Origin of the sequence: Pseudolabrys taiwanensis (genome assembly GCF_003367395.1) — a bacterium.
GTDB classification, from domain to species: domain Bacteria; phylum Pseudomonadota; class Alphaproteobacteria; order Rhizobiales; family Xanthobacteraceae; genus Pseudolabrys; species Pseudolabrys taiwanensis.
In genome coordinates this window covers 5049213-5073203 of the sequence record NZ_CP031417.1, presented here as the reverse complement: position 1 = coordinate 5073203, position 23991 = coordinate 5049213, and the positions used below count along the sequence as shown (strand labels likewise).

Annotated in this window: 28 protein-coding genes and 1 riboswitch; of the genes, 16 read left to right on the top strand and 12 right to left on the bottom strand. The window is 64.2% G+C overall.

Annotation, left to right across the window (positions count from 1 at the left end; genetic code table 11):
- The first annotated feature begins 10 nt into the window (after positions 1-10).
- Positions 11-892 (top strand): FkbM family methyltransferase, encoded by an 882-nt coding sequence (locus DW352_RS24165; RefSeq protein ID WP_115693725.1) that lies wholly within the window; start codon positions 11-13, stop codon positions 890-892.
- A gap of 129 nt (positions 893-1021) precedes the next feature.
- On the opposite strand, the gene DW352_RS24160 is transcribed toward DW352_RS24165, so the two are convergent.
- Positions 1022-1543 carry a GNAT family N-acetyltransferase gene (locus DW352_RS24160; RefSeq protein ID WP_115693724.1) on the bottom strand — a complete coding sequence of 174 codons (522 nt, stop codon included), beginning with the start codon at positions 1541-1543 and terminating at the stop codon, positions 1022-1024.
- Between the two features lie 126 nt (positions 1544-1669).
- Between DW352_RS24160 and DW352_RS24155 the strand changes: the two genes are divergently transcribed.
- Positions 1670-2644 carry a glutathione S-transferase family protein gene (locus DW352_RS24155; protein ID WP_115693723.1) on the top strand — a complete coding sequence of 325 codons (975 nt, stop codon included), beginning with the start codon at positions 1670-1672 and terminating at the stop codon, positions 2642-2644.
- A 365-nt stretch (positions 2645-3009) separates the two neighbouring features.
- On the opposite strand, the gene DW352_RS24150 is transcribed toward DW352_RS24155, so the two are convergent.
- A complete protein-coding gene (locus DW352_RS24150) occupies positions 3010-3627 on the bottom strand; it encodes a YqgE/AlgH family protein (RefSeq protein WP_115693722.1) in 618 nt (205 codons plus the stop codon).
- A gap of 182 nt (positions 3628-3809) precedes the next feature.
- On the opposite strand from DW352_RS24150, the gene DW352_RS24145 reads away from it, so the two are divergent.
- Both DW352_RS24145 and DW352_RS24140 read left to right on the top strand, forming a co-directional pair.
- Positions 3810-4646, top strand: coding sequence for a protein-disulfide reductase DsbD domain-containing protein (locus DW352_RS24145; RefSeq protein ID WP_115693721.1), 837 nt, complete (start codon positions 3810-3812; stop codon positions 4644-4646).
- A 70-nt stretch (positions 4647-4716) separates the two neighbouring features.
- Entirely contained in the window at positions 4717-5202 is a 486-nt protein-coding gene (locus tag DW352_RS24140) for a peroxiredoxin (protein WP_115693720.1), read from the top strand.
- Between the two features lie 388 nt (positions 5203-5590).
- Here the strand turns inward: DW352_RS24140 and rnhA are convergent, their stop codons facing one another.
- From rnhA to ispH, 3 genes are read right to left on the bottom strand one after another with little or no spacing between them, the layout of a single operon-like run.
- Positions 5591-6064 carry a ribonuclease HI gene (rnhA, locus tag DW352_RS24135; RefSeq protein ID WP_115693719.1) on the bottom strand — a complete coding sequence of 158 codons (474 nt, stop codon included), beginning with the start codon at positions 6062-6064 and terminating at the stop codon, positions 5591-5593.
- Entirely contained in the window at positions 6061-7020 is a 960-nt protein-coding gene (locus DW352_RS24130) for a homoserine kinase (RefSeq protein WP_115693718.1), read from the bottom strand. The genes rnhA and DW352_RS24130 overlap by 4 nt, the downstream gene beginning before the upstream one ends.
- A gap of 6 nt (positions 7021-7026) precedes the next feature.
- Positions 7027-8001, bottom strand: a complete 975-nt coding sequence (ispH, locus tag DW352_RS24125) for a 4-hydroxy-3-methylbut-2-enyl diphosphate reductase (RefSeq protein ID WP_115693717.1) — start codon at positions 7999-8001, stop codon at positions 7027-7029.
- 190 nt (positions 8002-8191) lie between these two features.
- Here ispH and DW352_RS24120 point away from each other — a divergent pair, with 190 nt between their 5' ends.
- Positions 8192-8905 carry a DUF1013 domain-containing protein gene (locus DW352_RS24120; RefSeq protein WP_115693716.1) on the top strand — a complete coding sequence of 238 codons (714 nt, stop codon included), beginning with the start codon at positions 8192-8194 and terminating at the stop codon, positions 8903-8905.
- A gap of 1016 nt (positions 8906-9921) precedes the next feature.
- Here DW352_RS24120 and DW352_RS24115 read toward each other — a convergent pair.
- Entirely contained in the window at positions 9922-10740 is an 819-nt protein-coding gene (locus DW352_RS24115) for an MBL fold metallo-hydrolase (RefSeq protein ID WP_115693715.1), read from the bottom strand.
- Positions 10741-10874: 134 nt separating this feature from the next.
- Positions 10875-10968: riboswitch (TPP riboswitch) on the top strand.
- Between DW352_RS24115 and DW352_RS24110 the strand changes: the two genes are divergently transcribed.
- The 9 genes from DW352_RS24110 (at position 10959) to DW352_RS24070 (ending at position 19009) form a co-directional block, all read left to right on the top strand.
- Entirely contained in the window at positions 10959-11969 is a 1011-nt protein-coding gene (locus DW352_RS24110) for an FAD-dependent oxidoreductase (RefSeq protein ID WP_115693714.1), read from the top strand. It overlaps the preceding riboswitch by 10 nt.
- On the top strand, positions 11960-12157 hold the full coding sequence (gene thiS / locus DW352_RS24105) for a sulfur carrier protein ThiS (RefSeq protein WP_115693713.1): 198 nt from the start codon (positions 11960-11962) through the stop codon (positions 12155-12157). Before DW352_RS24110 ends, thiS begins: the two co-directional genes overlap by 10 nt.
- A gap of 143 nt (positions 12158-12300) precedes the next feature.
- Positions 12301-13083 (top strand): thiazole synthase, encoded by a 783-nt coding sequence (locus DW352_RS24100; RefSeq protein WP_115693712.1) that lies wholly within the window; start codon positions 12301-12303, stop codon positions 13081-13083.
- Positions 13070-13699: a thiamine phosphate synthase gene (locus DW352_RS24095; RefSeq protein WP_115693711.1), complete on the top strand. Its 630-nt coding sequence runs from the start codon at positions 13070-13072 to the stop codon at positions 13697-13699. Before DW352_RS24100 ends, DW352_RS24095 begins: the two co-directional genes overlap by 14 nt.
- A gap of 78 nt (positions 13700-13777) precedes the next feature.
- Entirely contained in the window at positions 13778-15817 is a 2040-nt protein-coding gene (gene thiC / locus DW352_RS24090) for a phosphomethylpyrimidine synthase ThiC (RefSeq protein WP_115693710.1), read from the top strand.
- Between the two features lie 431 nt (positions 15818-16248).
- Positions 16249-17175 (top strand): DUF349 domain-containing protein, encoded by a 927-nt coding sequence (locus DW352_RS24085; RefSeq protein WP_115693709.1) that lies wholly within the window; start codon positions 16249-16251, stop codon positions 17173-17175.
- A gap of 134 nt (positions 17176-17309) precedes the next feature.
- Positions 17310-17864 (top strand): hypothetical protein, encoded by a 555-nt coding sequence (locus DW352_RS26995; protein ID WP_162827174.1) that lies wholly within the window; start codon positions 17310-17312, stop codon positions 17862-17864.
- A 201-nt stretch (positions 17865-18065) separates the two neighbouring features.
- Positions 18066-18317 carry a hypothetical protein gene (locus DW352_RS24075; RefSeq protein ID WP_115693707.1) on the top strand — a complete coding sequence of 84 codons (252 nt, stop codon included), beginning with the start codon at positions 18066-18068 and terminating at the stop codon, positions 18315-18317.
- Between the two features lie 86 nt (positions 18318-18403).
- Complete coding sequence (locus DW352_RS24070; protein ID WP_115693706.1) at positions 18404-19009, top strand: hypothetical protein; 606 nt, start codon at positions 18404-18406, stop codon at positions 19007-19009.
- Positions 19010-19064: 55 nt separating this feature from the next.
- On the opposite strand, the gene DW352_RS24065 is transcribed toward DW352_RS24070, so the two are convergent.
- The 3 genes from DW352_RS24065 to DW352_RS24055 all read right to left on the bottom strand — a co-directional run bounded on the left by DW352_RS24065 (position 19065) and on the right by DW352_RS24055 (position 19772).
- Positions 19065-19271 carry a type II toxin-antitoxin system HicA family toxin gene (locus DW352_RS24065; RefSeq protein WP_115693705.1) on the bottom strand — a complete coding sequence of 69 codons (207 nt, stop codon included), beginning with the start codon at positions 19269-19271 and terminating at the stop codon, positions 19065-19067.
- Entirely contained in the window at positions 19268-19471 is a 204-nt protein-coding gene (locus DW352_RS24060) for a type II toxin-antitoxin system HicB family antitoxin (protein WP_115693704.1), read from the bottom strand. The genes DW352_RS24065 and DW352_RS24060 overlap by 4 nt, the downstream gene beginning before the upstream one ends.
- Before the next feature lie 76 nt (positions 19472-19547).
- On the bottom strand, positions 19548-19772 hold the full coding sequence (locus DW352_RS24055) for a BrnA antitoxin family protein (protein ID WP_115693703.1): 225 nt from the start codon (positions 19770-19772) through the stop codon (positions 19548-19550).
- Positions 19773-20804: 1032 nt separating this feature from the next.
- On the opposite strand from DW352_RS24055, the gene DW352_RS24050 reads away from it, so the two are divergent.
- Positions 20805-21749, top strand: coding sequence for a YiiG family protein (locus tag DW352_RS24050; protein WP_115693702.1), 945 nt, complete (start codon positions 20805-20807; stop codon positions 21747-21749).
- The gene (locus DW352_RS24045; protein ID WP_115693701.1) at positions 21749-22054 is read left to right on the top strand and encodes a hypothetical protein; all 306 of its coding nucleotides are present in this window, start codon (positions 21749-21751) and stop codon (positions 22052-22054) included. Before DW352_RS24050 ends, DW352_RS24045 begins: the two co-directional genes overlap by 1 nt.
- On the opposite strand, the gene DW352_RS24040 is transcribed toward DW352_RS24045, so the two are convergent.
- The 3 genes from DW352_RS24040 to DW352_RS24030 form a co-directional block, all read right to left on the bottom strand.
- The gene (locus DW352_RS24040) at positions 22027-22740 is read right to left on the bottom strand and encodes a DUF1614 domain-containing protein (protein WP_115693700.1); all 714 of its coding nucleotides are present in this window, start codon (positions 22738-22740) and stop codon (positions 22027-22029) included. The genes DW352_RS24045 and DW352_RS24040 overlap by 28 nt on opposite strands.
- A 123-nt stretch (positions 22741-22863) precedes the next feature.
- Positions 22864-23301, bottom strand: a complete 438-nt coding sequence (locus DW352_RS24035; protein ID WP_115693699.1) for a lipid-binding SYLF domain-containing protein — start codon at positions 23299-23301, stop codon at positions 22864-22866.
- Between the two features lie 173 nt (positions 23302-23474).
- Positions 23475-23969, bottom strand: coding sequence for a DUF1993 domain-containing protein (locus tag DW352_RS24030; RefSeq protein ID WP_115693698.1), 495 nt, complete (start codon positions 23967-23969; stop codon positions 23475-23477).
- Between the last annotated feature and the right edge of the window lie 22 nt (positions 23970-23991).

Below are 23991 nucleotides of genomic sequence, written 5' to 3'. Positions count from 1 at the left end.
AGGTCGATCCATGTTTGCGTCCAAGAGCGCCCGCTTTTTCGGCAAATACGCGGCCAGCGATCCGATAAAGTTCCCCGACATGGTCCGCCGCCGCTTGGTCGAACGCTTCTCGGCGCCGCCCGCGGGATTGGTCGCGACGAACTTCCGCTCGGTGAAGTACGAGATCGACATGGATACGCATCGTTTGATGCGGAAGTATTATTTCCATACGCACGAGATGTTCCTGGAGCGGATCTTCGACCGTCATCTCAATCCGGGCGACATCTTCGTCGATATCGGGGCCAATTGCGGCTACTGGTCGGCCTATGCGCTGTCGCGCATCGGTATCCGCGGCGAAGTGCATGCCTTCGAGCCGGTGCCGCATTATTACGCCTTCGTGCGGCGGCTGGCCGAGCTCAATCCGGACTTCCGCGTCTTTGCCAATCCGGTGGCCTGCGGCGCCGAGCCGGCGCAATTGCCGATGGCGGTCGTGCCGCCGCGGCGCGAGAACTTCGAGAACTACAACACCAATATCGGCTCGAGCTCGCTCGCACCTGGCTTCCTCGATCACGCCAAGGCCTTGACCGAGAACATCACCGTGGAGGTGATCCGCTTCGACGATTACGTGGCGCGCCAGAACCTGAACCTCGATCGCGTCGGCCTGATCAAGATCGACGTCGAGGGCTTCGAAGCCGCGGTGTTCGACGGCATGCGCAAGACGCTGGAAAAGCCCGGCCGCAAGGTGCCGATCCTGTGCGAGATATTGACCGATCGCGCGCGGGAGCAGCCGCTCGACGGCGCCGCCATCATCGCGCGGCTCGAACGCGTCGGCTATCGGTGCCTCGACGCCACAAACCTCAAGCCGATCGACAAGGAAACGCTCGGCTTCGAGGAGAACATCCTCTGCGTCTGATCGCCGAGGCGTATACGCGCCAATCTCAATCCGTCATCCTGAGGTGCGAGTGCAACGCGCGAGCCTCGAAAGATGACGGGCACGGACTCCTTGGCCGTTCATCCTTCGCGGCCGCCCACGGCGGGCACCTCAGGATGACGGGACCGAGTCTTCCCAGTCCGGCCGGATGAGACCTTTGACGCCTTCGGCGGCGCCGGGCACGAGCTCGTTGACCAGCAGCCGGCCCGGATCGACGGGCCCCGGCATCTTCATCTGTCCCTTGGGCACGCGCTTGAAGCCGATCTTGCCGTAGAACGGCTCGTCGCCGACCAGCACGACCAGCTTGTGACCCTTGGCCTTGGCGTCCCTCAAGGCGCGCTCGATGAGCGTGCGGCCAATGCCGCGCGACCGGAACGGCGGCTCGACCGTCAGCGGCCCGAGCAACAGCGCCGGCGTGTCGCCGATGCAGATCGGCGTCAGCCGCACCGAGCCGACCAGCAGCGTGCCGATGCGCGCCGTGAACGAGAGGTCGAGCGCGTGGCTGCGGCCCTCGCGGATGCGGAAGGCCGTGCGGGCATAGCGGCCGGGCCCGAAAGTGCGCTCGTGCAGCCGCTCGATCGCCTGGGCGTCGTCGGCCGTCTCGGACAGGATGGTCAGCGCCAGTTCGCTCATTTCTCTTTGGGTATCCCCGGAGTTCCAGCCTGCCGATTAGCATCTGGGCCGGGTCCGGTCCATCGCCGGTGGCGCCGGACGCACGGGCGGCTTAAATGGTCGGTGGAAACACCGGAGAATATGCCCATGGGACTTCTCGTCGACGGCGTCTGGCAGCAAGAGGCGCCGCGCACCAAGGACGGCCAGTTCATCCGTCCCGCGACTCACTTCCGCAACTGGGTGACCGCCGACGGCGGCGCCGGCCCGACCGGCGAGGCGGGGTTCAAGGCCGAACCCGGGCGCTATCACCTTTACGTCGCCCTCTCCTGCCCCTGGGCGCACCGCACGATCATCTTCCGCAAGCTGAAGGGGCTCGAGAACCTCGTCTCGATGTCGGTCGTCTCGCCCGACATGTTGCAGGACGGCTGGACCTTCAACACCGACGAGGGCTCGACCGGCGACACGCTCAATGGCACGAGCAAGCTGTCGGAGATCTACGTGCTCGCCGAACCGAAATACACGGGCCGTGTCACCGTGCCGGTGCTGTGGGACAAACAGAAGAAGACGATCGTCAACAACGAGTCGTCCGAGATCATCCGCATGTTGAATACGGCGTTCGACGCCCACACCAACGTGCATACGGACTACTATCCGCAAAACTTGCGCACCGAGATCGAAAAGCTCAACGACCTCATTTACCCGAATATCAATAACGGCGTTTATCGCGCGGGCTTCGCCACCTCGCAGACAGCTTATGAAGAGGCCTTCCGCAACCTGTTCGACACGCTGGACGAGATCGAGCAGATCCTGTCGAACCAGCGTTATCTCGCCGGCGGCGCCGTCACCGAGGCTGACTGGCGGCTGTTCTGCACGCTGATCCGTTTCGATGCCGTGTACTACTCACACTTCAAATGCAACTGGCGGCACATCTACGAGTATCCGAACCTGTCGAACTACGTGCGCGATCTCTACCAGGTGCCGGGCATCGCCGAAACGGTCAGCCTCGAACAGATCAAGCGCCATTACTACTTCAGCCAGCGGCAGGTGAACCCGACCGGCATCGTGCCCGTCGGCCCGCAGCTCGACTTCTCGGCGCCGCACGACCGGGCAAGGTTCGGCTGAGCGATCGCTCCGCGGCCGGTGATGCCCCGCGAAAGCGGGGCATCCGGTAAAAACCAGCACCTCGGTGCAATCGATACGCCATGAATACTGCACCGCCCGTTGGCGCGGGCGATGACAGCCTCGATCCGTCATCCTGAGGTCCGAGCGCAGCGAGCCTCGAAGGATGATCGGCCGTCGCCCTTCGAGGCTCGGCGCAAGTGCGCCGAGCGCCTCAGGGTGACGGAGAGGGATGACCCGCGCATCCATGATGCGGTGCCAAGCGGATGCTTGTACCGATTTCCGCCGGGCGCATCATCATAGATTTCAGGTCATAAGGCGCTTACGCCCGTCGTCGACGGGATATGCCCGGCAATGACCGTGCACGGCTACGCGTGGCCGGCTTCGTTCGAGAGCATGGCGAGATCGATGCCGATCTTGCGCAGCGCGCGCTCGTATTTGTGCTCGATGTCGGTGCCGAAGATGAGATCGCTGTCGGCGGGGCAATGCAGCCAGCCGTTCTGCTGAATCTCCTGCTCGAGCTGACCCGGCGCCCAGCCGGCATAGCCGAGCGCGAGGATCGCATTGTGCGGCCCGTTGCCGCGCGCGATCGCCTTGAGGATGTCGAGCGTCGCGGTGAGGCAGATGCCGTCGTCGATCGGCAACGTCGAGTTCTCGATGAAGAAGTCGGCCGAGTGCAGCACGAAGCCCCGCCCGGTCTCGACCGGCCCGCCTTTGAGCACCTTCACCGTCTCGGCCTGGTTCGGCAATTGGATGCGTTCGCTCGCCGGGATCACCTCGAGCTGAACCAGAAGATCGGGAAATTTGATGTTCTGCGCCGGCTGATTGATGACGATGCCCATGGCGCCTTCGGTCGAATGCGCACACACATAGATCACCGAGCGCGAAAAACGCTCGTCGGCCATGGCCGGCATGGCGATCAACATCTGCCCGTCGAGATAGCCGCGGGCGGAAGGTTCTTCAGTCGAATTGCGCGTCATCTTCATGGCAAAAGGTTACCCGATCACCCCGCCTTTGCAAACGAACCACGCGCGCCGGAGTTCACGGCGCCGACCGTCATATTCGAGGCGAATTGTGGCGAAATGGCTGCCCTGATTACCATCGGGCCGGCGCTCCTCACGATGAATTCAATGGCCGGGCCGTCCATTTCCCATTAGAGCGGGCGGCCATGCACAATATGCGGCAAATTATTCCAATTCTCCTTGCGGCCTGCGGCGTCGCGGCATCCGTCGGCAACGCACGCGCCGGCGACGCCTCGACGTGGAGCGAAGACACACGGTCGGCGATGCGGCTCATCGCCGGTCGAAATGCAAAGGATGTGCCGCAGCTGCGCGCCGGCATCGAGATCAAGATGAAGCCGGGCTGGCACACTTATTGGCGCTACCCGGGCGACGCCGGCGTGCCGCCGCGGTTCGACTTCGCCGGCTCGACCAACGTGAAAGTCGCCAAGGTGCTGTATCCCGCGCCACAGGTGCACAGCGACAGCGGCGGACAATCGCTCGGCTACTCGGATAGTGTGATCTTCCCGGTCGCGGTAACGCCGAAGGACCCGGGCAAGCCCGCGACCTTGCGCGTCAAAGTCGATTACGCGGTCTGCGAAAAGCTGTGCGTGCCGGCCGAAGGCAATGCCGAGGTGACGCTGAGCGCCGGCGACAGTGCGCAAGACAGCGCCTTGCAGGCCGCCGAAGCACGCGTGCCGAAGAAAGTCGCCGCCGCCGATCTCAGCCTCACCGCCCGCCGCGTCGACGGCGGCGCCAAACCGCTGGTCATGGTCGAACTGGCGCCGCCGGATGGCGGGCCGGTGCAGATCTTCGCCGAAGGCCCGACGCCGGAATGGGCGCTGCCCATTCCGCAGCCGGCGCCGGGCGCGCCGGCCGGACGCCAGCAGTTCTCGTTCGCGCTTGATGGACTGCCGTCGGGCGTCGACCCCAAAGGTCCGTTCGACTTGACCTTCACCGTGGTGAAAGGCGAGCGCGCCTACGAAGTCACGACCCGTCTCGACTAACGCCGCCGGAGAGCGTAATTACCGCTCCCGGGAGAACGACGTAATAATTTCCACACAAGACGAGGACGCCATGACCATCAAGGTTGGTGATCGCCTGCCCGAAACGAAATTCCGCGTGATGACCGATCAAGGTCCGGCCCCCAAGACCACCGACGAGGTGTTCAAGGGCAAGAAGGTGGCGCTGTTCGCGGTGCCCGGCGCCTTCACGCCGACCTGCAGCAACCTGCACATGCCGAGCTTCCTCAACAACCTCGATGCCTTCAAGGCGAAGGGCGTCGACACCATCGCGGTAACGGCGGTCAACGATCCGTTCGTGATGAAGGCCTGGGCCAAGGCCACCGGCGGCGACGGCAAGATCGAGTTTCTCGCCGACGGTAGCGCCGACTTCGCCAAGGCGATCGGCATGGATCTCGATGCGTCGGGCGGCGGCCTCGGCATCCGTTCGAAGCGTTATTCGATGCTGGTCGAAGACGGCGTGGTGAAGCAGCTCAACCTCGAAGAAGCGCCGGGCAAGTGCGAGATCTCCGGCGGCCAGGCGCTGCTCGGGCAACTGTAAGGGTCTCGCACAACCTCTCTCCGTCACCCTGAGGTGCTCGGCGCGCTTGCGCCGAGCCTCGAAGGGCGACGGCCACCGATCTCGGGCCTGCCCGAGATCGGCAAGATAAACTGACACAAGTCGGCTGCAGCCGACTTGCGGTGGCCGCTCATCCTTCGAGGCTCGCTTCGCTCGCACCTCAGGATGACGGGTCGAGGCTGAATTTTCGGCCGATTAATTACTTACTCATCGCGCCTTTGGCGCCCGCGCCACCCCGCAAGCTGTCATCGCCCGCGAAAGCGGGCGATCCAGTATTCACGGCGCTTTGAATTCAACCGAGACATCGGCGTTTACTGGATGCCCCGCTTTCGCGGGGCATGACGCGGATGGAGGCTTTTGGCTCACAGGCCTACGAAGACTTACTCATCGCACCTTTGGCGCCGGCACGCGCCGCGATCAGGCCGTTGCGCGCCAATTCATCAGCACGCTCGTTCATCGGGTGGCCGGCATGGCCCTTCACCCAGTGCCAGTGCACCGTGTGATGATGCAGTGCCGCGTCGAGCCGCTGCCACAGATCCACGTTCTTCACCGGCTTCTTGTCGGCGGTGCGCCAGCCGTTGCGCTTCCATGAGTGGATCCAGCTCATGATGCCGTTGCGCAGATATTGGCTGTCGGTGTGGATGTCGGCGACGCATGGCCGCTTCAGCGCTTCCAGCGCCGAGATCGCGGCCATCAGCTCCATGCGGTTGTTGGTGGTGTGCTCCTCGCCCCCCATGAGCTCTTTCTCATGGTCGCCGAAAGTGAGGATCGCGCCCCAGCCGCCGGGCCCCGGATTCCCGGAGCAGGCGCCGTCGGTGTAGATGGTGACGTGCTGATCGGTCATAGCCCGTAATCCGCCGCGCTCTTCACCGTCTGATGAAAGCGCAGCTTGCGGTGATATTCGAGTGGGTCCTTGGGCTTCACCAGCGCGCCTTCCGGCACCGCGAGCCAATCGACCAGCCGCGTCAGCAGAAAACGCATCGCCGCGCCGCGGCAGAGCATCGGCAAGGCCTCACGCTCGCCGGCATCGAGCGGGCGCACCTTGTTATAGCCGCCGAGCAGCGCGCGCCCCTTGGTGACGTTGTAGGAATGATCCGGCTCGAAGCACCAGGCATTGAGGCAGATGGCGACGTCATAAGCGAGCGTGTCGGTGCAGGCGAAATAGAAGTCGATCAGCCCCGACAACGTATCGCCGAGGAAGAACACGTTGTCGGGAAACAGATCGGCGTGGATGACGCCTTGCGGCAATCCGCGCGGCCAGGACGTCTCCAGCACGTCGAGTTCGGCAACGATCTCGTTGCACAGGCCGGGACGCACGCTGTCGCCACGCGCGCCGGCATGTTCGAACAAAGGACGCCACGCATTCACCGACAACGCATTCGGCCGCGTCATCGGAAAGTCGGCGCCGTCGAGATGCAGGTTGGCGAGCGCCTCGCCGACGCCGGCACAATGCACCGCCGTCGGCTTGCGATGCCACATGCCTTCGAGGAATGTGACCATGGCGGCCGGCCGCCCGGCGACGCGGCCGAGGATGCCGCCGTCCTTGTTCTTCACCGGCTGCGGACAATTGAGCCCGCGCGCCGCCAGGTGCTCCATCAGCCCGAGAAAGAACGGCAGATCGCCTTCGGCGACGCGCTTCTCATAGAGCGTGAGGATGAAGTTGCCGGTCGAGGTGTGAACGAGGAAGTTCGAATTCTCGACGCCTTCGGCGATGCCCTTGTAGGAGAGCAGTTCGCCGATGGCATAGCCTGCGAGGAAGCGGGAGAGTTCTTCCGCCGTGACGTCGGTATAGACGGCCATGCGGAACTACTCCGCCGCCTCGGTCTCCCGCAGCGCGCGGGGCAGAGGGAAGAACATGTCTTCCACGGCGGCGGACACCGTCTCGACCCGCAATTCATAGCGCTCGGCGAACGCATCGAGGATTTCCTCGACCAGCACTTCCGGCGCCGACGCGCCGGCGGTGACGCCGAGCGAAGTGATATTGCCGTAGATATTCCAATCGATCTGGCTCGCGCGGTCGACCAGCGACGCCTTCGAACAGCCGGCGCGCATGGCGACTTCCTTGAGCCGCTGCGAGTTGGACGAATTCGGCGAGCCGACCACGACCATCGCATCGACCTGCGGCGCGACGCGCAGCACGGCTTCCTGCCGGTTGGTGGTGGCGTAGCAGATGTCTTCCTTGTGCGGACCGACGATGTTCGGAAAGCGCGACTTCAGGCGCTCCACCATGGTCGCCGTGTCGGCGACCGAGAGCGTCGTCTGCGTCACGAAAGCAAGGTTGTTCTCGTCGCGCGGCACGAAGCTGTCGACGTCGGCGATGTCCTCGACCAGCGTGATGGCGCCGGCCGGCAGCTGCCCCATGGTACCCACCACTTCCGGGTGCCCGGCATGGCCGATGAGCACGATCTCACGGCCGCGCTTGTGGTGGATCTCGGCCTCGCGGTGGACCTTGGTCACCAGCGGACAGGTGGCGTCGAGCGCCAGCATGTTCCGCCGGCCGGCCTCTTCGGGTACCGCGCGGGGCACGCCGTGGGCGGAAAAGATGACCGGCGCCCCGTTATCGGGCACCTCGTTGAGCTCCTCGACGAAAATGGCACCCTTGGCGCGCAGGCTGTCGACCACGTAACGATTGTGGACGATCTCGTGGCGCACGTAGACCGGCGCTCCGTAGCGGTCCAGAGCCCGCTCGACCGACTCGATGGCGCGCACCACGCCGGCGCAGAACCCGCGCGGCGAGCACAGCAAAACCTTCAGGGGGGGCTTGGTCTGGCCTGGGGCCATCAGGTTCCTCGAAACCTTCGCATTTGCACGGATTTGCGCCCCGACATGGGACGCGTCGGCCTCCCGTGTCAAGCCGGGACGGTTGCGTGCCCGGGGGGCACCCCTTATATTCCGCCTACTTTCCGATCATCGTCGATGATCCAAGAGCTTCGTCCGCGAGGGCGGGCGAAGCATAGAGGAGATTTTGCCCATGGCGACCGCAGCCCCCCTGATGCCGAAGGCGACCGCCGTCTGGCTTCTGGACAACACCGCGCTGTCGTTCGACCAGATCGCGGACTTCTGCAAGCTTCACCCCCTGGAGGTGAAGGCAATCGCCGACGGCGACGCCGCGCAGGGCATCAAGGGCCTCGACCCGATCACGACCGGCCAGCTCACCCGCGAGCAGATCGCGGCGGCCGAGGCCAATCCGGCGATCCGCCTGGCGCTGACCCCGCCGAAGGTCGCGGTCCACACCCCCGAGCGCGGCAAGAAAGGCCCGCGCTACACGCCGGTGTCGCGCCGCCAGGACCGTCCGAATGCGATCCTCTGGCTGGTGCGCAACCATCCCGAATTGAAGGATTCCGCGATCATGCGGCTCGTCGGCACCACCAAGTCGACGATCGCCTCGATCCGCGACCGCACGCACTGGAATTCGGCCAACCTGTCGCCGATGGATCCGGTGACGCTCGGCCTTTGCTCGCAGATCGATCTCGACCTCGAAGTCTCGCGCGCCAACAAAGAGAAGCCGCAGCTCGGCGACACCGGCGCGACTTTGCTGCCCGCCTCCGAGACCACGCGCAAGGAATCCGAAATCGTCACGCCGGCCGAGCCGGAGAAGAAGAGCGACGATCTCGACGTGTCGGCCGTGTTCGCCAAGCTCAAGCAGCTCGGTGGCAAACACGACAAGGACGAGGACGACGAATAAGCATCGGGCTCACTGCATCGCATACGCAAATGACCGGGCTTAGTCCCGGCCATTTTTGTTTCAGCAATCATCCCGGGCGAGTGAGCGCAGCGAACGAGACCCGGGATTCAGTAACCCCTGTCCTCGTCATGCGGATAGACCCGGGTTACTGGATCCCCGCTTTCGCGGGGACGGCAGCAATGGCTGCCCCCACGAACATTTTCTCGCAGCACGACCCCTCCACCGTCATTGCCGGGCTTGACCCGGCAATCCATGACGGCGCGCAACACGGAATACACGTACGGCCTTGCCGTGCTGACTCTCATCATGGATGCCCGGGTCAAGCCCGGGCATGACGAAGTGCGTGGGGTGGCACTTTGTCCCCCACTGTCGTCCGGGCGAGTGAGCGCAGCGAACGAGACCTGGGATCCAGTAACCCCTGTCCTCGTCATGCGGATAGACCGGGGTTACTGGATCCCCGCTTCCGCGGGGATGACAGCAAGGAGCAGCCCACAAACATGGGCTCGCCGCCCCACCTCGCTGTCCGTGCAGCACCGCCTCTCCGCTGTCATTGCCGGGCTTGACCCGGCAATCCATGATGAAACGCCACACTGGATGGACGTACGGCTTTGCCGCGCTGAACCTCATCATGGATGCCCGGGTCAAGCCCGGGCATGACGAAGTGCTTGGGGTGGCACTTTGTCCCCCACTGTCGTCCGGGGCGAGTGAGCGCAGCGAACGAGACCTGGGATCCAGTAACCCCTGTCCTCGTCATGCGGATAGACCGGGGTTACTGGATCCCCGCTTTCGCGGGGATGACAGCAAGGAGCACCGCACAAATGGGCTCGCCGCCCCACCTCGCTGTCCGTGCAGCACCGCCCCTCCACCGTCATTGCCGGGCTTGACCCGGCAATCCATGATGAAACGCCACACTGGATGGACGTACGGCTTTGCCGCGCTGACTCTCATCATGGATGCCCGGGTCAAGCCCGGGCATGACGAAGTGCGCGTGGCTGAGCGAGATCAGACCCGGAAAGCTAATACCCCCTTCGGCCCTCGATCGCGTCGACGTAGCGCGCGACCGATTTCTCCAGCACCTGCTTGCCGTCCTTCTCGATCACGCGATCGAAGTAGTGGCCGTAGATAACGTCGAAGGCATACGGCGCGAGCGCGTTGCCGATCGCCTCGACCTCGCGCTTTGACAGCGGAATGAAGTTCGGGTAGCTGCGCATGAACGACACCCACAGGCGATCGGTGGTGATCGACAGAATATCGCCCGCGCAGGCAATGCCCTTGCCGCCGGCCGCGCCGGCATAATGCAGCACGGTGCCGCCGGGAAAATGCCCGCCGCAACGCACCAGCGTCACGCCGTCCCACAATTGCTTCGACTCGCCATCCCAATACTGGATGACGCTGTCGGGCCGCGACACCCATTCCTTGTCCGCTGCGTGCAGATAGACCGGGCAGTCGAAGGCGCGCGCCCAGTCGACCATCGACGTGTAGAAATGCGGATGCGAGATCGCCATTGCCTTAACGCCGCCGAGCGCCTTCACCAGCGTGACCGTCGCGTCATCCAAGAGCGAGATGCAGTCCCACAACACGTTGCCGCCGGGCGTCTGCACCAGCAGCGCGCGCTGGCCGATGGCGAAGGTCGGATGCGAACCTATGCCGATGATGCCCGGCGCGTATTGGCGGAAGCCGTTCATGCGGTCGATCTTCAGCGCGTCCATCGTCGTCCAGCCCTGGCCGCGCGGCGGCACGTATTGCCGCTCTTCGGTACAGATGCGGCAGGCGGCCGGCGGCTTGTCGCTCTCCGGGAATTGCGTGCCGCAGGCGGTGCAGATGAACAGAGGCATGGCTTTTCCTTGCGCTTCGTAAGGCCGTTGTGTGGGCTGTATTGTTCCGGCGCGGCGCCGAATTTGCAAACCGCATTGCAGCTCTGCGGCGGCCCCGGCCCGCATTGACTTCGTTTGGCACGGGTCTAAATTGGCGGCGTTCCGAGGGGTGCCCGGGTTCCGGGCTGAGAGAGTCCCTTTGAACCTGATCCGGGTCATGCCGGCGAAGGGACGGACGAATGCTTCAGGCACACGTTCAATCACTGCAATCGATCAACGTCATCGGCGCCGGTATCGCCGGTACCTGGCAGGCTTTGCTGTTTGCCAAAGCCGGCCGCGATGTCGCCGTCTACGAGCGCGACGATGCGGCAATGACGCACGGCACCTCGCATTGGGCCGGCGGCATGCTGGCGCCGCACGCCGAAAGCGAAGCGGCCGAGCCGGTGATCACGCGTCTCGGTTTGCGTTCGCTCGACCTCTGGCGCGAGATGCTGCCGGACCTACCGTTCAACGGCTCGCTGGTCGTCGCGCATGGCCGCGACCGCGCCGACTTTGAACGCTTTGCCAGACTAGCGTCGGGCCACGAGCGGCTCGGCGCATCGCAGATCGCGGCGCTCGAACCCGCGCTCGCCGGACGTTTCACCGATGCGTTGTTCTTTGCCGGCGAAGGCCATGTCGAGCCGCGGCGCGTGCTGCCGGCGTTGCACGCGAAGCTGCGCGACGCCGGCGTGCCGATCACCTTCGGCGTCGACGCGCGCCCCCGCGATCTCGACGGTCTCGTCGTCGACTGCCGCGGCATCGCGGCGCGCGATGTCTGCCCGACTTTGCGCGGGGTGAAAGGCGAGACCATCCTCATCGAAACCGCCGAGATCGCGCTGTCGCGCCCGGTGCGGCTCATCCATCCGCGCTGGTCGCTCTACATCATCCCGCGCGCCGACAACCGTTTCCTCATCGGCGCCACCAGCATCGAAGCCGAGGACGAGGGCGTCAGCGTGCGCGCGGCGCTCGAACTGCTGAGCGCCGCCTATGCGGTGCATCCGGCCTTCGCCGAAGCGCGCATCGTCGAGATCGGCGCCGGCTTGCGTCCCGCCTTCCCTGACAACCTGCCGCACGTGACCGTCGACAACAGCCGCATCACCGTGAACGGCCTCTACCGCCACGGCTTCCTGATCGCGCCGGCGGTGGCCGAAGCGACCGTCGCGCATGTCGCCGGCGCGGCCAGCGACACCGAGGTGATCCGATGCATGTGATCGTCAACGGCGAGCGCACCGAGGTCGCGGCGCGCGACGTGGCCGCGCTGCTGACCGAGATGGAATACGAGTTCACGCAGCTCGCCATCGCCGTGAACCGCAAGGTCGTGCCCAAGAAGCGCTGGGCCGAAACCGCGCTCGCCAGCGGCGACGAGATCGAGATCATCACGCCCAGGCAGGGAGGATAGTCCACCGTCATGTGTGATGTTTGCGGTCCCCCACACTCCGTTCGTCCCCGCGAAAGCGGGGACCCAGCTGTGAGTCAGCGCTGGATTCCCGCTTGCGCGGGAATGAACGGAGTATGACGCGAGCGCATAGGGAACGTAACGACATGGTTCAACTCTACGGAAAGCAATTCTCCTCCCGCATGCTGATCGGCACGGCGCTCTATCCGTCGCCGGCGATCATGCAGGCGGCGATCCGCGCCTCCGGCGCGGAGATCGTCACCGTGTCGCTGCGCCGCGAGACGGCGGGCGGCCGCGTCGGCAGCAATTTCTGGGAGCTGATCCGCGAGCTCGATGTCGCCGTGCTGCCGAACACCGCCGGCTGCCGCAGTGTGCAGGAAGCCGTGACCACCGCCGAGCTGGCGCGCGAATTATTCGACACGCCGTGGATCAAGCTCGAAGTCATCGGCGACGACGAGACCTTGCAGCCCGATCCGATCGCGCTCGTCGAAGCGGCCAGCATCCTGATCAAGGACGGCTTCGAGGTCTTCCCCTATTGCACCGAGGACCTGACCGTGGCGCAGCGCCTGCGCGATCTCGGCTGCAAGGTGATCATGCCCTGGGCGGCGCCGATCGGCTCGGCGCGCGGCATCGTCAACCGCGACGCGCTGAAGCTGATGCGCGCGCGCCTGCCCGACGTGACTTTGGTGATCGACGCCGGCCTCGGCGCGCCGTCGCATGCCGCCGAAGCGCTCGAGCTCGGCTATGATGCCGTGCTGCTCAACACCGCCGTCGCCAAGGCCGCCGATCCGGTCGCCATGGCACGCGCCTTCCGTCTTGCGGTCGACGCGGGCCGCACCGGTTACGAAGCCGGGCTGATGGGCCCGCGCGATTTTGCGTCTCCCTCAACCCCTGTCGTCGGGACCCCGTTCTGGCATGCCGTATCCTGATCGCTTCTATCCTGTCGTCGACAGCGTCGCCTGGGTCAGGCGCCTCGCCGGTCTCGGCGTCGGCACCATCCAGCTGCGCGCGAAGGACCTGACGCATGCGCAGGCCGTCGCGATGATCCGCGAGGCACTGGCCGCCGCCGGCAATGCCAAGCTCGTCGTCAACGATTACTGGCAGGCCGCGATCGACGCCGGCGCGCAGCATCTGCATCTCGGCCAGGAAGATCTCGTCGAAGCCGACATCGACGCGGTGCGCAAGGCCGGGCTGACGCTCGGCCTGTCGACGCATGACGAAGCCGAGCTCGACGTCGCCATGTGCCACGATCCCGATTACATCGCGCTCGGCCCGATCTATCCGACGACGCTCAAGGCGATGCGCTTCGGCCCGCAGGGGCTCGAGCGCATCGCGCAATGGAAACAGAGCATCGGTCTCACGCCGCTGGTCGCCATCGGCGGCATCACGCTCGAACGCGCGCCCGGCGTCTATGCCGCCGGCGCCGATTCCATCGCCGTCGTCTCCGACGTCACCCAGAACACCGATCCGGACGCGCGCGTGCGCGCCTGGCTCGCTCTCGAGATTTCTCCGTTCGTCCCCGCGCAAGCGGGGACCCAGTTGTGACTCACAACTGGATTCCCGCTTACGCGGGAATGAGCGGAGCGTGCGAATAGCCCTTCAAGGAATACGAGGAGAACCATCATGAACAAGCCCGTTGCCCCCGCCGATCTCGCCACGCCGAAGGTCACCACCGGTCCCCTGTCCGCCTCGCGCAAGGTCTATTCCATCCCGGAGGCCGCGCCGGACCTGCGCGTGCCGATCCGCGAGATCATCCTCTCCCCCGAGGCCAAAGAGCCGAACCTGCCGGTCTACGACACCACCGGCCCCTACACCGACAACGACGTCGCCATCGACGTCGAGAAGGGCCTCAAGCGCACGCGCATCGAATGGGTGAAGGAGCGCGGCGGCGTCGAGGAATATGAGGGCCGGCCGATCAAGCCGGTCGATAACGGCAATGTCACCGGCAAGCACCTCGCGCGCAACTTCCCCAACACGCCGAAGCCGTGGCGCGCCTTGGACGGCAAGCCGGTCACGCAATACGAATTCGCCCGCGCCGGCATCGTCACCAAGGAAATGATCTACGTCGCCGAGCGCGAGAACCTCGGCCGCAAGAAGATGCTCGACCGCGCGCAGGCCGCGATCGCCGACGGCGAGAGCTTCGGCGCCAACGTGCCGGCCTTCATCACGCCGGAATTCGTGCGCGACGAGATCGCGCGCGGCCGCGCCATCATCCCGTCCAACATCAACCACGCCGAACTCGAGCCGATGATCATCGGCCGCAACTTCCTGGTGAAGATCAACGCCAACATCGGCAACTCGGCCGTCACCTCCTCGGTCGAAGAGGAAGTCGAGAAGATGGTGTGGGCGATCCGCTGGGGCGCCGACACGGTGATGGACCTGTCGACCGGCCGCAACATCCACAACACGCGCGAATGGATCCTGCGCAACTCGCCGGTGCCGATCGGCACCGTGCCGATCTACCAGGCGCTGGAGAAGGTCGACGGCGATCCGGTCAAGCTCGACTGGGAAGTCTACAAGGACACGCTGATCGAGCAGTGCGAACAGGGCGTCGATTACTTCACCATCCACGCCGGCGTGCGGCTCGCTTACGTGCCGCTGACCGCCAACCGCGTCACCGGCATCGTCTCGCGCGGCGGCTCGATCATGGCCAAGTGGTGCCTGTCGCGGCACAAAGAGAGCTTCCTCTACGAGCGCTTCGAGGAAATCTGCGACATCATGCGCAAATATGATGTGTCGTTCTCGCTCGGCGACGGCTTGCGCCCCGGCTCACAAGCGGATGCAAATGACCGCGCGCAGTTCGCCGAACTGGAAACGCTCGGCGAGCTGACGCAGATCGCCTGGAAGAAAGGCTGCCAGGTGATGATCGAAGGCCCCGGCCACGTGCCGATGCACAAGATCAAGATCAACATGGACAAGCAGCTCAAGGAGTGCGGCGAGGCGCCGTTCTACACGCTCGGGCCGCTGACCACCGACATCGCGCCGGGCTACGACCACATCACCTCCGGCATCGGCGCCGCCATGATCGGCTGGTTCGGCTGCGCCATGCTCTGCTATGTGACGCCGAAGGAGCATCTCGGCCTGCCCGACCGCGACGACGTCAAGGAAGGCGTCATCACCTACAAGATCGCGGCGCACGCCGCCGACCTCGCCAAGGGCCACCCCGCCGCGCAACTGCGCGACGACGCGCTCAGCCGCGCGCGCTTCGACTTCCGCTGGGAGGACCAGTTCAACCTCGGCCTCGATCCCGACACCGCGCGCGAATATCACGACGAGACGCTGCCGAAGGAAGCGCACAAGGTGGCGCACTTCTGCTCGATGTGCGGCCCGAAGTTCTGCTCGATGAAGATCACGGCCGATGTGCGCGAGTACGCGGCGTCATTGGGCAACAATGAGCAACGCGCACTGGGCCTCGACTCCCCTCCCCCCGCGAGCAACGCGAGTGGCGGGGAGGGGTCGGGGTTGGGGTTGGGGGGCCTCTCTGCGGCGGACGCGGCGCGCGGCATGGCGGAGATGAGCGACAAGTTCAACGCCATGGGCCAGCAGGTCTACATCGACGCCGATAAGGTCGGGGCGACGAAGGCGACGGCCTCGTCGTCGGAGGCGGAGCATCATGCCAAGAATGCGGGATTGGTGAAGGAGAGCAATAGGGCGTTGTCGTAAGAGGACGCACTCCCCTCTCCGTTCGTCCCCGCGAAAGCGGGGACCCAGTGCTGGATTCCCGCTTGCGCGGGAATGAGCGGAGCAGCGCTCAGACTCCCTACGTCATGGCCGGGCTTGTCCCGGCCATCCACGTGTTATCGTTCGATTCGTAGGGCGGGTTAGCCAAAGGCGTAACCCGCCTTTTCTTTACGCGCCGCGCTCGGCCGGCTGGGCAACAAAGAGAACGTGGCGAGCACGCGACGAGAACGCAGGGTTGGTGAAGGAGAGCAATAGGGCGTTGTAAATTGGCGCCCGGCCATGCGCACACCCACACTCTACAAGAGCGGGCAACACCCCGCCTTTGGCTACTTTACAATATATACCTTTGTTATATTTACTAGTGCGTTTATTTAAAAATAATTCAATCTACCTCTCATTGGAACGAGACAGAGATGACCGGAGCCTACGATAGGTGGCACGAACGCCAAGCCGTAACCGATGAGATGGAGCGTATCGCGCGATCAGATTACGACACACGGGAAGAGTGGGAAGAGGCGCAGAAAGATATTCTTGAATTAAAAGATCAATGGCACGCCATAAGACACCCCGGAAAATTTGACGAAGACGGCGATCAACATCGTCGTATGCGGGAAGCGCTCGATGATTTCTTTGAAGGAAAACGTAAATGGTTAGACGATCGGCGAGCAGCCTTCGAGGCGGCCGCCGACGAAAAGCGCTCGATAGTTGAAGCTGCGAATGATCTCTTGAGACACTACGACTTAAGAGATGCCCGAGAGAAGTACAAAGAACTACAGGCGGAATGGAAAGAAATTAGAGGCGGCGATCCGGACTCGCAGCTTTGGAACGAATTCCGATCTGTCGGAGACGAAATATACTCTCAGACCGAGGAGCGAAGACAGCATTTTGACAACGCGTCATCCTTAAAGCGCGCACTCGTCAAATCAGCAAATGACCTTCCTAGTTGGCCGGATTCAAGAGCGGCGAAGGAGAAATACAAGGGTCTTCAAGCCGAGTGGAAAGGAATTCGAGGTGGAGACCCGGATTCACAACTTTGGAATGAATTCCGATCGATTGGCGATCAATTATTCGCGAAATCTAATGCACGTCAAAATGACAATGCAAACAACGCCCCAACCAGTCCACATTCATCAGAGCTTGAAAGACTAGAGCTAACCTCGAAAATGAAAGAGCTGGCTTTGAGTGATGACCCGAAGTCGAAGACTGCAGAGGCGATAAAACTCCAAAAACGGTGGAAATCGCTCGCGGCAACCAACTCAAACTTAAGTGTCGGCTTGGCTCGGCAGTTCCGGCAAGCGGAAGAGCAATTCTGGGCCAAGGTAAAATCATCGCCTCGCTAGATCAGCGACCCGCAGGATGGGTTGAGCCCTTGCGAAACCCATCGCCTTCTGCCCACATCGCATCACGGTGGGTTTCGCTATACTCAATCCATCCTACGGCCCTTGCAGACTATAAGCGAACGCTGAGAAGCTAAATGTGGGTGTTGAAATTCTTCGGAGCCGTGGCAACTGCAGCACTCGCTGCTCTAAAGCGGCGCAATCGCGATAAAGACGCGGGAAATCCCGAAAAGCTAGAATCCTTGCTTACTGACAACAATCCAACTGCGGCGTCGGCATATCATATTCGACCAACTCGAGCACAGCGAGGCAGATCGCGCCAGCAGATTGCAGCGCGACAAGCTCGACAACACACGAAGGCTAGCCAGAGGCCCAACCGCGAAATAGCCGAGACAGGTAGCAGCTTGATTTCGACGCAATTATTATTGCGCGAAATTCAGTTTCCAAATATGGCGGGGCCTCGATACCGCATAGAGTATACCGATCACGATGGAGTAGTTACCGAAAGAGATATTATCGTGCAGTGGATAAATGCCGGAGCGAAAGGCATTTATGTTACCGCGTTCTGCGAAATGCGTGGCGAAGTTCGATCGTTTAAGGGCGAGCGCATCATTGCAATGACCGACGCCGCATCAGGCTCAAAAATCTCTCATCCGGTTAGATATCTTCATCGCTTGGGCAGAGAATTATAAGCCCATCGCTTTCGTCTCCATCCCATCACGAAGGGTTTCGCTGCGCTCAACCCATCCTACGGGCCACGGGCTCACACCATCATACATCGCGTCGCCCGCCCGGCGGATGATGGCCCACCCCATCCATCCTTTCACCCTGGCCCGCCCGGCCGATTCGCGTAAGCTAGCGGGCCAGACCCGCCGCAAGGACATGAGCCCCGCATGCCAATGACCCGGCCAGCCCCCGTCGCCAAGGTTTTCGCCTGTCTCGCGCTCGCCGCGCTCCTCGCCGGCGCCGTGCCCGCCGCCGCGCGCGCCGCATCGTCCCAGGGCACGGCCGAACAGCGCCGCGCCTGCCGCGCCGATGCGATGCGGCTGTGCCGCGAATTCATCCCCAACGTGAAACGCATCACCGCCTGCATGGAGCGCAACGTCGACAAGCTCAGCCCGCCTTGCCGCGCGCAGTTCAGATGAGCCGGGCGCGGCCTGACAAAACGCGTCGGGCGGACTAGCATTCCCCGGGGCAAGGGCGCGCCGGGACAGGCCGTTCGGGGGAGGGCATGCAGCACATCAGCGGCAATGTCGCGCACACTGTCGATTTCATGCAGGGCGCGATCACCATCATCTTCGCGCTGGCACTCGGCGAGGCGCTGAAGATGTTCGTCTCCGGCCACGACGACACGCCGATGCTGTGGAACAGGTTGCCGGCGCTGCTCTCGTTCCTGTTCGTGTTCTTCCCGTTCTTCCAGAGCATGAGCCAGTATCTCTATCTGACCTATCTCAACGAAGCGACGGCGCCGGCCTTCCGCCCGCGCTATCTCATCTTCGACGGCACGATGTACATCCTGGAGGCGGCCTGCTTCTACGTTATGTCGCGGGCGCTGGCGCCGCATCACTGGCGGCATTTCTACGGCGCGGTGCTGACGCTGATGGCGATCGACATCGTCTGGACCGGCGTCACCTGGCATCGCGGCATGCCGGTCGGCGCCTGGCTGTGGATCGACATCGCCATCGTCGCCGTGCTCGCCGGCACGTGGCTCGCCGCGCACGTGCAGCGCTGGCACGCGCAAGGCCGCCACCGATTGCCGTCCTACATCCTGACGGTCACGCTCGGCGTCACCACCGCGCTCAGCTACTGGCTCGAGGCCGAGATCTATTTCCCGTGAGCGGCGGCCCGGCCCGTCGGCTTGGAAAATGTCACAGAAGATGTTCCGGCCAGAGCTACAGCTCGCGCTCGTCAATCTCGGCCAGCTTCAGCAGGTGCCGCAACAGCCCCGTCTTCAGCGCCGCGTTGCCGTGGATCGGAATCGACAGCCGCACGACGCTACCGGGCTTGCCGTAGATATGATGACTGCCGTTCACGCGCAATAAGCCCCAGCCGCGGCGCTCGACGATGCGCGCCAACTCGCGGCCGGAGACGGATTTCATACGGCGATTTCGAGAACGCGGTCGCCGCTGCCCTTCTTCGGCTCGGCAACATCAACCGACAGGCAGCCTTCGATCGCCTCCTGAATGTTGCTCAGGAGTTCGTCCATCGTGTCGCCTTGGCTGGCGCAGCCGGGAATAGCTGGGACTTCAGCCCAGAACCCGCCCTCCTCCGCCTCGTGCACGACAACCTTGATCTTCATCGGACATCCTTCTCACCGGTCACCGCCAATGTAAGTGCCAACCGGTCGCAAGGCAAAGACGGCTCCCGTAAGCCCGCTACTTCCCGGCGACCTTCCGCAGCGCCGCGTTGATGCGCTCCTGCCAGCCCGGCCCATCCGCCTGGAAGAAATCCAACACCTCGCGGTCGAGCCGCAGGGTCACCTGCTCCTTGGCGCCGGGAACGGATGGCGCGGGCGGCGGCAGGTCCGCCGGCTTGGTGGTGGCTTTCTTGAAAGCCTTCTCGGCTTCGCTGCGGGCATCGCGGAAAGGTGGTCTGGCCATAGTGGAATTATAGCACGGCGGCGCGCGTGTGGACTATGGCCCCGCACCACGCTCCGGCGTCATGCCCAGTCATCCATGATGACGCGCAGCGCGTGAAGCCGCCTTGTTGCCATTCGGGCAACGCCTCATGGATTGCCGGGTCATAAGGGCGTTCACGCCCGTCTTCGACGGGCTATGCCCGGCAATGACCATGGGAAAGGCCTAACCCGGATGAAGCGAGCGTAATCCGGGATCGTCAGCCCCGCGTTCCGCTACGCTCCACGCGGCTGCACCCTCACCGGGCGCAAGCCTACACGAGAAACTGACACTCCTCCTTGACACAATTCCTATAGATTATATTCTTAGCTCGTCCCATCCACCGAAGGGCGTCGTCGCGAGGCGTTACGAGGACGGGGTGGGATGCGGCGCTCGCGCCCGAGGAGGAAGAACGCGCCTCCTCGCACCCGAGCGGCGGCGGTCCCCGCCCGCGGGCACTACGACCCGCTGCGAGGAGCTCGCTGACACCGAGTGCCTCACCGTTTGTCGAGGCCTCCGTTGAAAGCGCGGCCCGCCGCCGGAAGACGCCGCCACGGCGCGCCGGGAGGCGCCCGCGTTTCGTGATGAACGGAGCGCGGCATTACGGACGAACCGTCGCGCCGCTCGGCGCGCCGTCCCCTCGCGTGTTGCGAGGCCGAGAGAAGACAGGCTCACCCCGGGCCTCGCGTAAAGAACAGGGGCGGCGGAGCTTTTTCTTTTGTGTGAACTACCCGCTGCGCACAGGCGCGCAATGAGCCGATACACATCCACGCACTCGGTCATGCGCGGGCTTGACCCGCGCATCCATGATGAAGGGCCACGCATGAGCCAGTACTGCTTTCATCCGGGCGACGCCTCATGGATTGCCGGGTCATCAGGGCGTTCACGCCCGTCTTGGACGGGCTATGCCCGGCAATGACCGTGGGGAATTGCTTTGAACCCATGCTACCCTTCGCGCGACCAAACCTCATCGCGGCCGCTGCAAGGCCGCGCCGCCATTTCGTTCGGGGGGATAGGATGACCTCACTTCGCGCCTTCGCCGTCGCCGGCGCTGTTGCCGGCCTCGCCGCCGCGCTGATGCCGCACATGGCCGCCGCGCAAAACGGCCAGACGCCGTCGCTGACGCAAAAGCTCAACGCCTATGTCGGCTGCATCAACTGCCTGTCGGCGCGCGCCTACCAATCGCGCGAGCGCTATTTCAGCTGGGCGGCCAAAAGCGGCCCGACCGGCAAGGAGCGCATCATCTACGGCACCTACACGATCTACGACACGTCGGATTGCGCCAAGAACGTCGAGAAGGCGAACGCGCTGGAGCCGCGCGACGCCGAGCTCGAGGCGGCGGCGTCGGCTTATGCCGACGCGGTGAGCAAGCTCGCGCCGCTATTGAAGGACGCGGACGACTACTACACGCAGCAGAACTACAAGGACGACAAGATGGCCAAGGGCAAGGCGCTGCATCCGCAGCTCGTCGCCGCCTGGGACCAGTTCGCGGCGGCCGATCGCAAGCTGCGCGACGGCGTCGAGGCCATCAACGACAAACGCGCGTTGGAGCAGCTCGCCGAAATCGAGAAGAGCGAAGGCCGCCAGGCGCGTTATCACGTCGAGGCGCTGATGATCGGCGCCAAGCGCGTGCTGCGCGCCGAGGACAAGGAGAAACCGGATATCGCCGCGATCACGCAGGCGCTGAACGACTACGAAGCGACCGTGAAGGGCGCCGAGGCGTTCACCGGCGCCGGCGGCAAGGCCGAGATCGGCTCGATGTTCATCAGCAACGCCAAGTCGTTCCTCACCACCGCCAAGCAGCTCATGCGCCGCTATCGCGACAAGGTGCCCTATTCGAGCGGCGAGCGGATGATGCTGAACAATCAGGGCGCGGGCTGGATGGTCGAGGGCTCGCCGCCGCGGCTGATGCGCGACTACAACCAGCTCGTCGACGCCTATAACCGCGGCGCGAAGATCTGATGCGCCTGCGCCCGCACAGCCGGCGTGACGCCGTCAGCCGCGCCCTTCTCGCCCTTGCGCCGTTGGTCGCGCTGACGGCGCCGCCCGCCTCGGCCGCGCCGCTCAGCCCAGCCGACCGCGCCTGGATCGCGACCTGCGTCGATCAGCTCAAGGCCGAGCGCGGCACCGAACAATCCAAGCAGCGCTATTGCGCCTGCATGCACGAGAACTTCGACGACAACGCGAAGGTGTCGCAAACCGAGATGGAGCGCATGTTTCCGCCGTTGCACCGCGCCTGTCAGGCGGAAGCCGGGCGCGGCCGGTAGAAGCTCGCCAGCAGCACGGCGGCGATGCCGGTCAGGAAGATGCCGTCGAACGTGCCGGCGCCGCCGATGGAGGCGATCGGCGCGCCGAGGTCGCCGAGGTGACCGAGGTTCATGAGATCGGCGCCGATCAACGTGCCGAGCGAGCCGGCGACATAAGCGAGCGGCGCGGCGCGCTCGCGCGCGAGCAGCAGGGCGACGACGGAGGTGATGATGGCGGGCACGAATACCGGCACGGCAATGCCGAGGCCCGGGATCGGCGTCGCCAGCCAATGCACGACCGCGGCCACGATTGCGACGGCGATTGCGCCCCGCGCCCACAGCCCATGGTGGCCGAGCAGATACAGCGACATCGCGGTCGGGATCGCGGCGCCGCCGATATTGACCGCCAGCACGGTACCCGGCTGATCGAGCAGCACCGGCACTTGATATTGCATGCCGAAGTAATCGACCGCCGCGCCGACGATGACGCGCTGGCCGGGCAGCTCGGCGATCGGGATGTTGAAATAGCTGCCGATCAGCGAGGCGGCGAGCAGCAGCAGCGCCGTGCCCGGCGTAATGCCGAGACGAAGATAGGCGTAGCGAAAGATGCCGAGCTGCACGAGCACGAGCACGGCGATGAAGATGACGACCAGGATCGAGAAGAAGCCGGGCGTCAGCGGCAGGTAATGATAGGGCGCCATGGGCATCGGCGGCTCCTACGGCCGGTTGCGGTTCTCACCACATATGGGGGCCGGCCGCGCGACGCCCAAAAGAAATGGCCGGGGAAAATCCCCGGCCATCGCACCTTGATAGCAAGGAGCGTGCGGCGCCTAGCGGCGCAACGTCAGCGCCAGGCCGCTCAGATCGGCGCTGACGATGAGGCCGGCCTGCTCGCCGGACAGCGTCAGCACCGCGCCGGCCTGGTTGGTCAGCACCACGGCCTGCGCGCCGCGGCCCGCCGCCACGCCGGCGCCGGCCTGGGCATAGACACCCTCGATGTCGGACGGCCGGCGGATGTTGGTCACGCGGCCGCGGAAGCGTGTCTCCGAGGCGCCGATGGTGAAGCCGTAGCTGAGGCCGCCGATCGAGACCGGATAGTTGCGGCCATGGAAGCGCAGCACGCCGCTGCCCGCAGAGCCGCCGACGAAGAAGCCCGCCTTCACGATCCGCAGGCTGATCGAGCCGCTGTCGGCCAGCGCCGAGGACGACAGGCCAATGACCGCCGCGAGCACGACAAGACCTGTACGCACTGCCGATAGAATCCGCATGGTATCCCTCTCTGCGCCTTGAGGCGGCGCGATGTATGATGAATGAAACACTACCCCGCGGCCCGGAACACCGGGCCGCATTCACAATCCGCCAGACCGCAAGTCGTTCCACAAAAAACGCCGTGCGGCGCAGAAAGGCAGCTACCACAAACCGGGCGCTATGGCCCAGTCCCTCACGCGGACTTCCAGTCGCCGAGATAGTCCAGCTTGGTCAGCGGCACGCCGCTGTGGCGCAGGATGTCATAGGCCGTGGTGACGTGGAAGTAGAAGTTCGGCAGCGCGAAATTAAGCAGATAGGCCTGGCCGGCAAGTTCGATGGTGTTGTCGCGCGTCTTGATGGTGATCCTCTTTGCCTCGGTACCGTCGATCTGCTCGCGCTTCAGGCTCTGCAGAAAATCGACCGTCTTGGCGATGCGCGCATAGAGGTCGTCGAACGTCTTCTCGGTGTCGTCCATGCTCGGCGCGTCGACGCCGGCGAGGCGGGCGCCGCACCCCTTCGACGTATCGCTCGCACGCTGCACCTGCCCGACCAAGGTCAGCATGTCCGGCGCAAGCCGCGCATCGACCAGCGTCGGCGCATGCGCTTCGCCCTTCTTGAGCACGGCGGACAAAATGGTCAGCCCGCGCACCAGCGGCGGAATGGAAGCCTGATACATCGAAAGTGACATGAGATCTCCATCGGGATTGGCG

Coding starts and splice junctions, on each gene's coding strand:
- DW352_RS24070 (WP_115693706.1), top strand. CDS start 18,404: ATGCAGCACATCAGCGGCAATGTCGCGCACACTGTCGATTTCATGCAG.
- DW352_RS24120 (WP_115693716.1), top strand. CDS start 8,192: ATGGCGACCGCAGCCCCCCTGATGCCGAAGGCGACCGCCGTCTGGCTT.
- DW352_RS24155 (WP_115693723.1), top strand. CDS start 1,670: ATGGGACTTCTCGTCGACGGCGTCTGGCAGCAAGAGGCGCCGCGCACC.
- DW352_RS24050 (WP_115693702.1), top strand. CDS start 20,805: ATGACCTCACTTCGCGCCTTCGCCGTCGCCGGCGCTGTTGCCGGCCTC.
- DW352_RS24150 (WP_115693722.1), bottom strand. CDS start 3,627: ATGAAGATGACGCGCAATTCGACTGAAGAACCTTCCGCCCGCGGCTAT.
- thiC (WP_115693710.1), top strand. CDS start 13,778: ATGAACAAGCCCGTTGCCCCCGCCGATCTCGCCACGCCGAAGGTCACC.
- DW352_RS26995 (WP_162827174.1), top strand. CDS start 17,310: ATGTGGGTGTTGAAATTCTTCGGAGCCGTGGCAACTGCAGCACTCGCT.
- DW352_RS24055 (WP_115693703.1), bottom strand. CDS start 19,772: ATGGCCAGACCACCTTTCCGCGATGCCCGCAGCGAAGCCGAGAAGGCT.
- DW352_RS24060 (WP_115693704.1), bottom strand. CDS start 19,471: ATGAAGATCAAGGTTGTCGTGCACGAGGCGGAGGAGGGCGGGTTCTGG.
- DW352_RS24030 (WP_115693698.1), bottom strand. CDS start 23,969: ATGTCACTTTCGATGTATCAGGCTTCCATTCCGCCGCTGGTGCGCGGG.
- DW352_RS24065 (WP_115693705.1), bottom strand. CDS start 19,271: ATGAAATCCGTCTCCGGCCGCGAGTTGGCGCGCATCGTCGAGCGCCGC.
- rnhA (WP_115693719.1), bottom strand. CDS start 6,064: ATGACCGATCAGCACGTCACCATCTACACCGACGGCGCCTGCTCCGGG.
- DW352_RS24040 (WP_115693700.1), bottom strand. CDS start 22,740: ATGCCCATGGCGCCCTATCATTACCTGCCGCTGACGCCCGGCTTCTTC.
- DW352_RS24160 (WP_115693724.1), bottom strand. CDS start 1,543: ATGAGCGAACTGGCGCTGACCATCCTGTCCGAGACGGCCGACGACGCC.
- DW352_RS24035 (WP_115693699.1), bottom strand. CDS start 23,301: ATGCGGATTCTATCGGCAGTGCGTACAGGTCTTGTCGTGCTCGCGGCG.
- DW352_RS24145 (WP_115693721.1), top strand. CDS start 3,810: ATGCACAATATGCGGCAAATTATTCCAATTCTCCTTGCGGCCTGCGGC.
- DW352_RS24085 (WP_115693709.1), top strand. CDS start 16,249: ATGACCGGAGCCTACGATAGGTGGCACGAACGCCAAGCCGTAACCGAT.
- DW352_RS24045 (WP_115693701.1), top strand. CDS start 21,749: ATGCGCCTGCGCCCGCACAGCCGGCGTGACGCCGTCAGCCGCGCCCTT.
- DW352_RS24100 (WP_115693712.1), top strand. CDS start 12,301: ATGGTTCAACTCTACGGAAAGCAATTCTCCTCCCGCATGCTGATCGGC.
- DW352_RS24140 (WP_115693720.1), top strand. CDS start 4,717: ATGACCATCAAGGTTGGTGATCGCCTGCCCGAAACGAAATTCCGCGTG.
- ispH (WP_115693717.1), bottom strand. CDS start 8,001: ATGGCCCCAGGCCAGACCAAGCCCCCCCTGAAGGTTTTGCTGTGCTCG.
- DW352_RS24165 (WP_115693725.1), top strand. CDS start 11: ATGTTTGCGTCCAAGAGCGCCCGCTTTTTCGGCAAATACGCGGCCAGC.
- DW352_RS24075 (WP_115693707.1), top strand. CDS start 18,066: ATGCCAATGACCCGGCCAGCCCCCGTCGCCAAGGTTTTCGCCTGTCTC.
- thiS (WP_115693713.1), top strand. CDS start 11,960: ATGCATGTGATCGTCAACGGCGAGCGCACCGAGGTCGCGGCGCGCGAC.
- DW352_RS24110 (WP_115693714.1), top strand. CDS start 10,959: ATGCTTCAGGCACACGTTCAATCACTGCAATCGATCAACGTCATCGGC.
- DW352_RS24115 (WP_115693715.1), bottom strand. CDS start 10,740: ATGCCTCTGTTCATCTGCACCGCCTGCGGCACGCAATTCCCGGAGAGC.
- DW352_RS24130 (WP_115693718.1), bottom strand. CDS start 7,020: ATGGCCGTCTATACCGACGTCACGGCGGAAGAACTCTCCCGCTTCCTC.
- DW352_RS24095 (WP_115693711.1), top strand. CDS start 13,070: ATGCCGTATCCTGATCGCTTCTATCCTGTCGTCGACAGCGTCGCCTGG.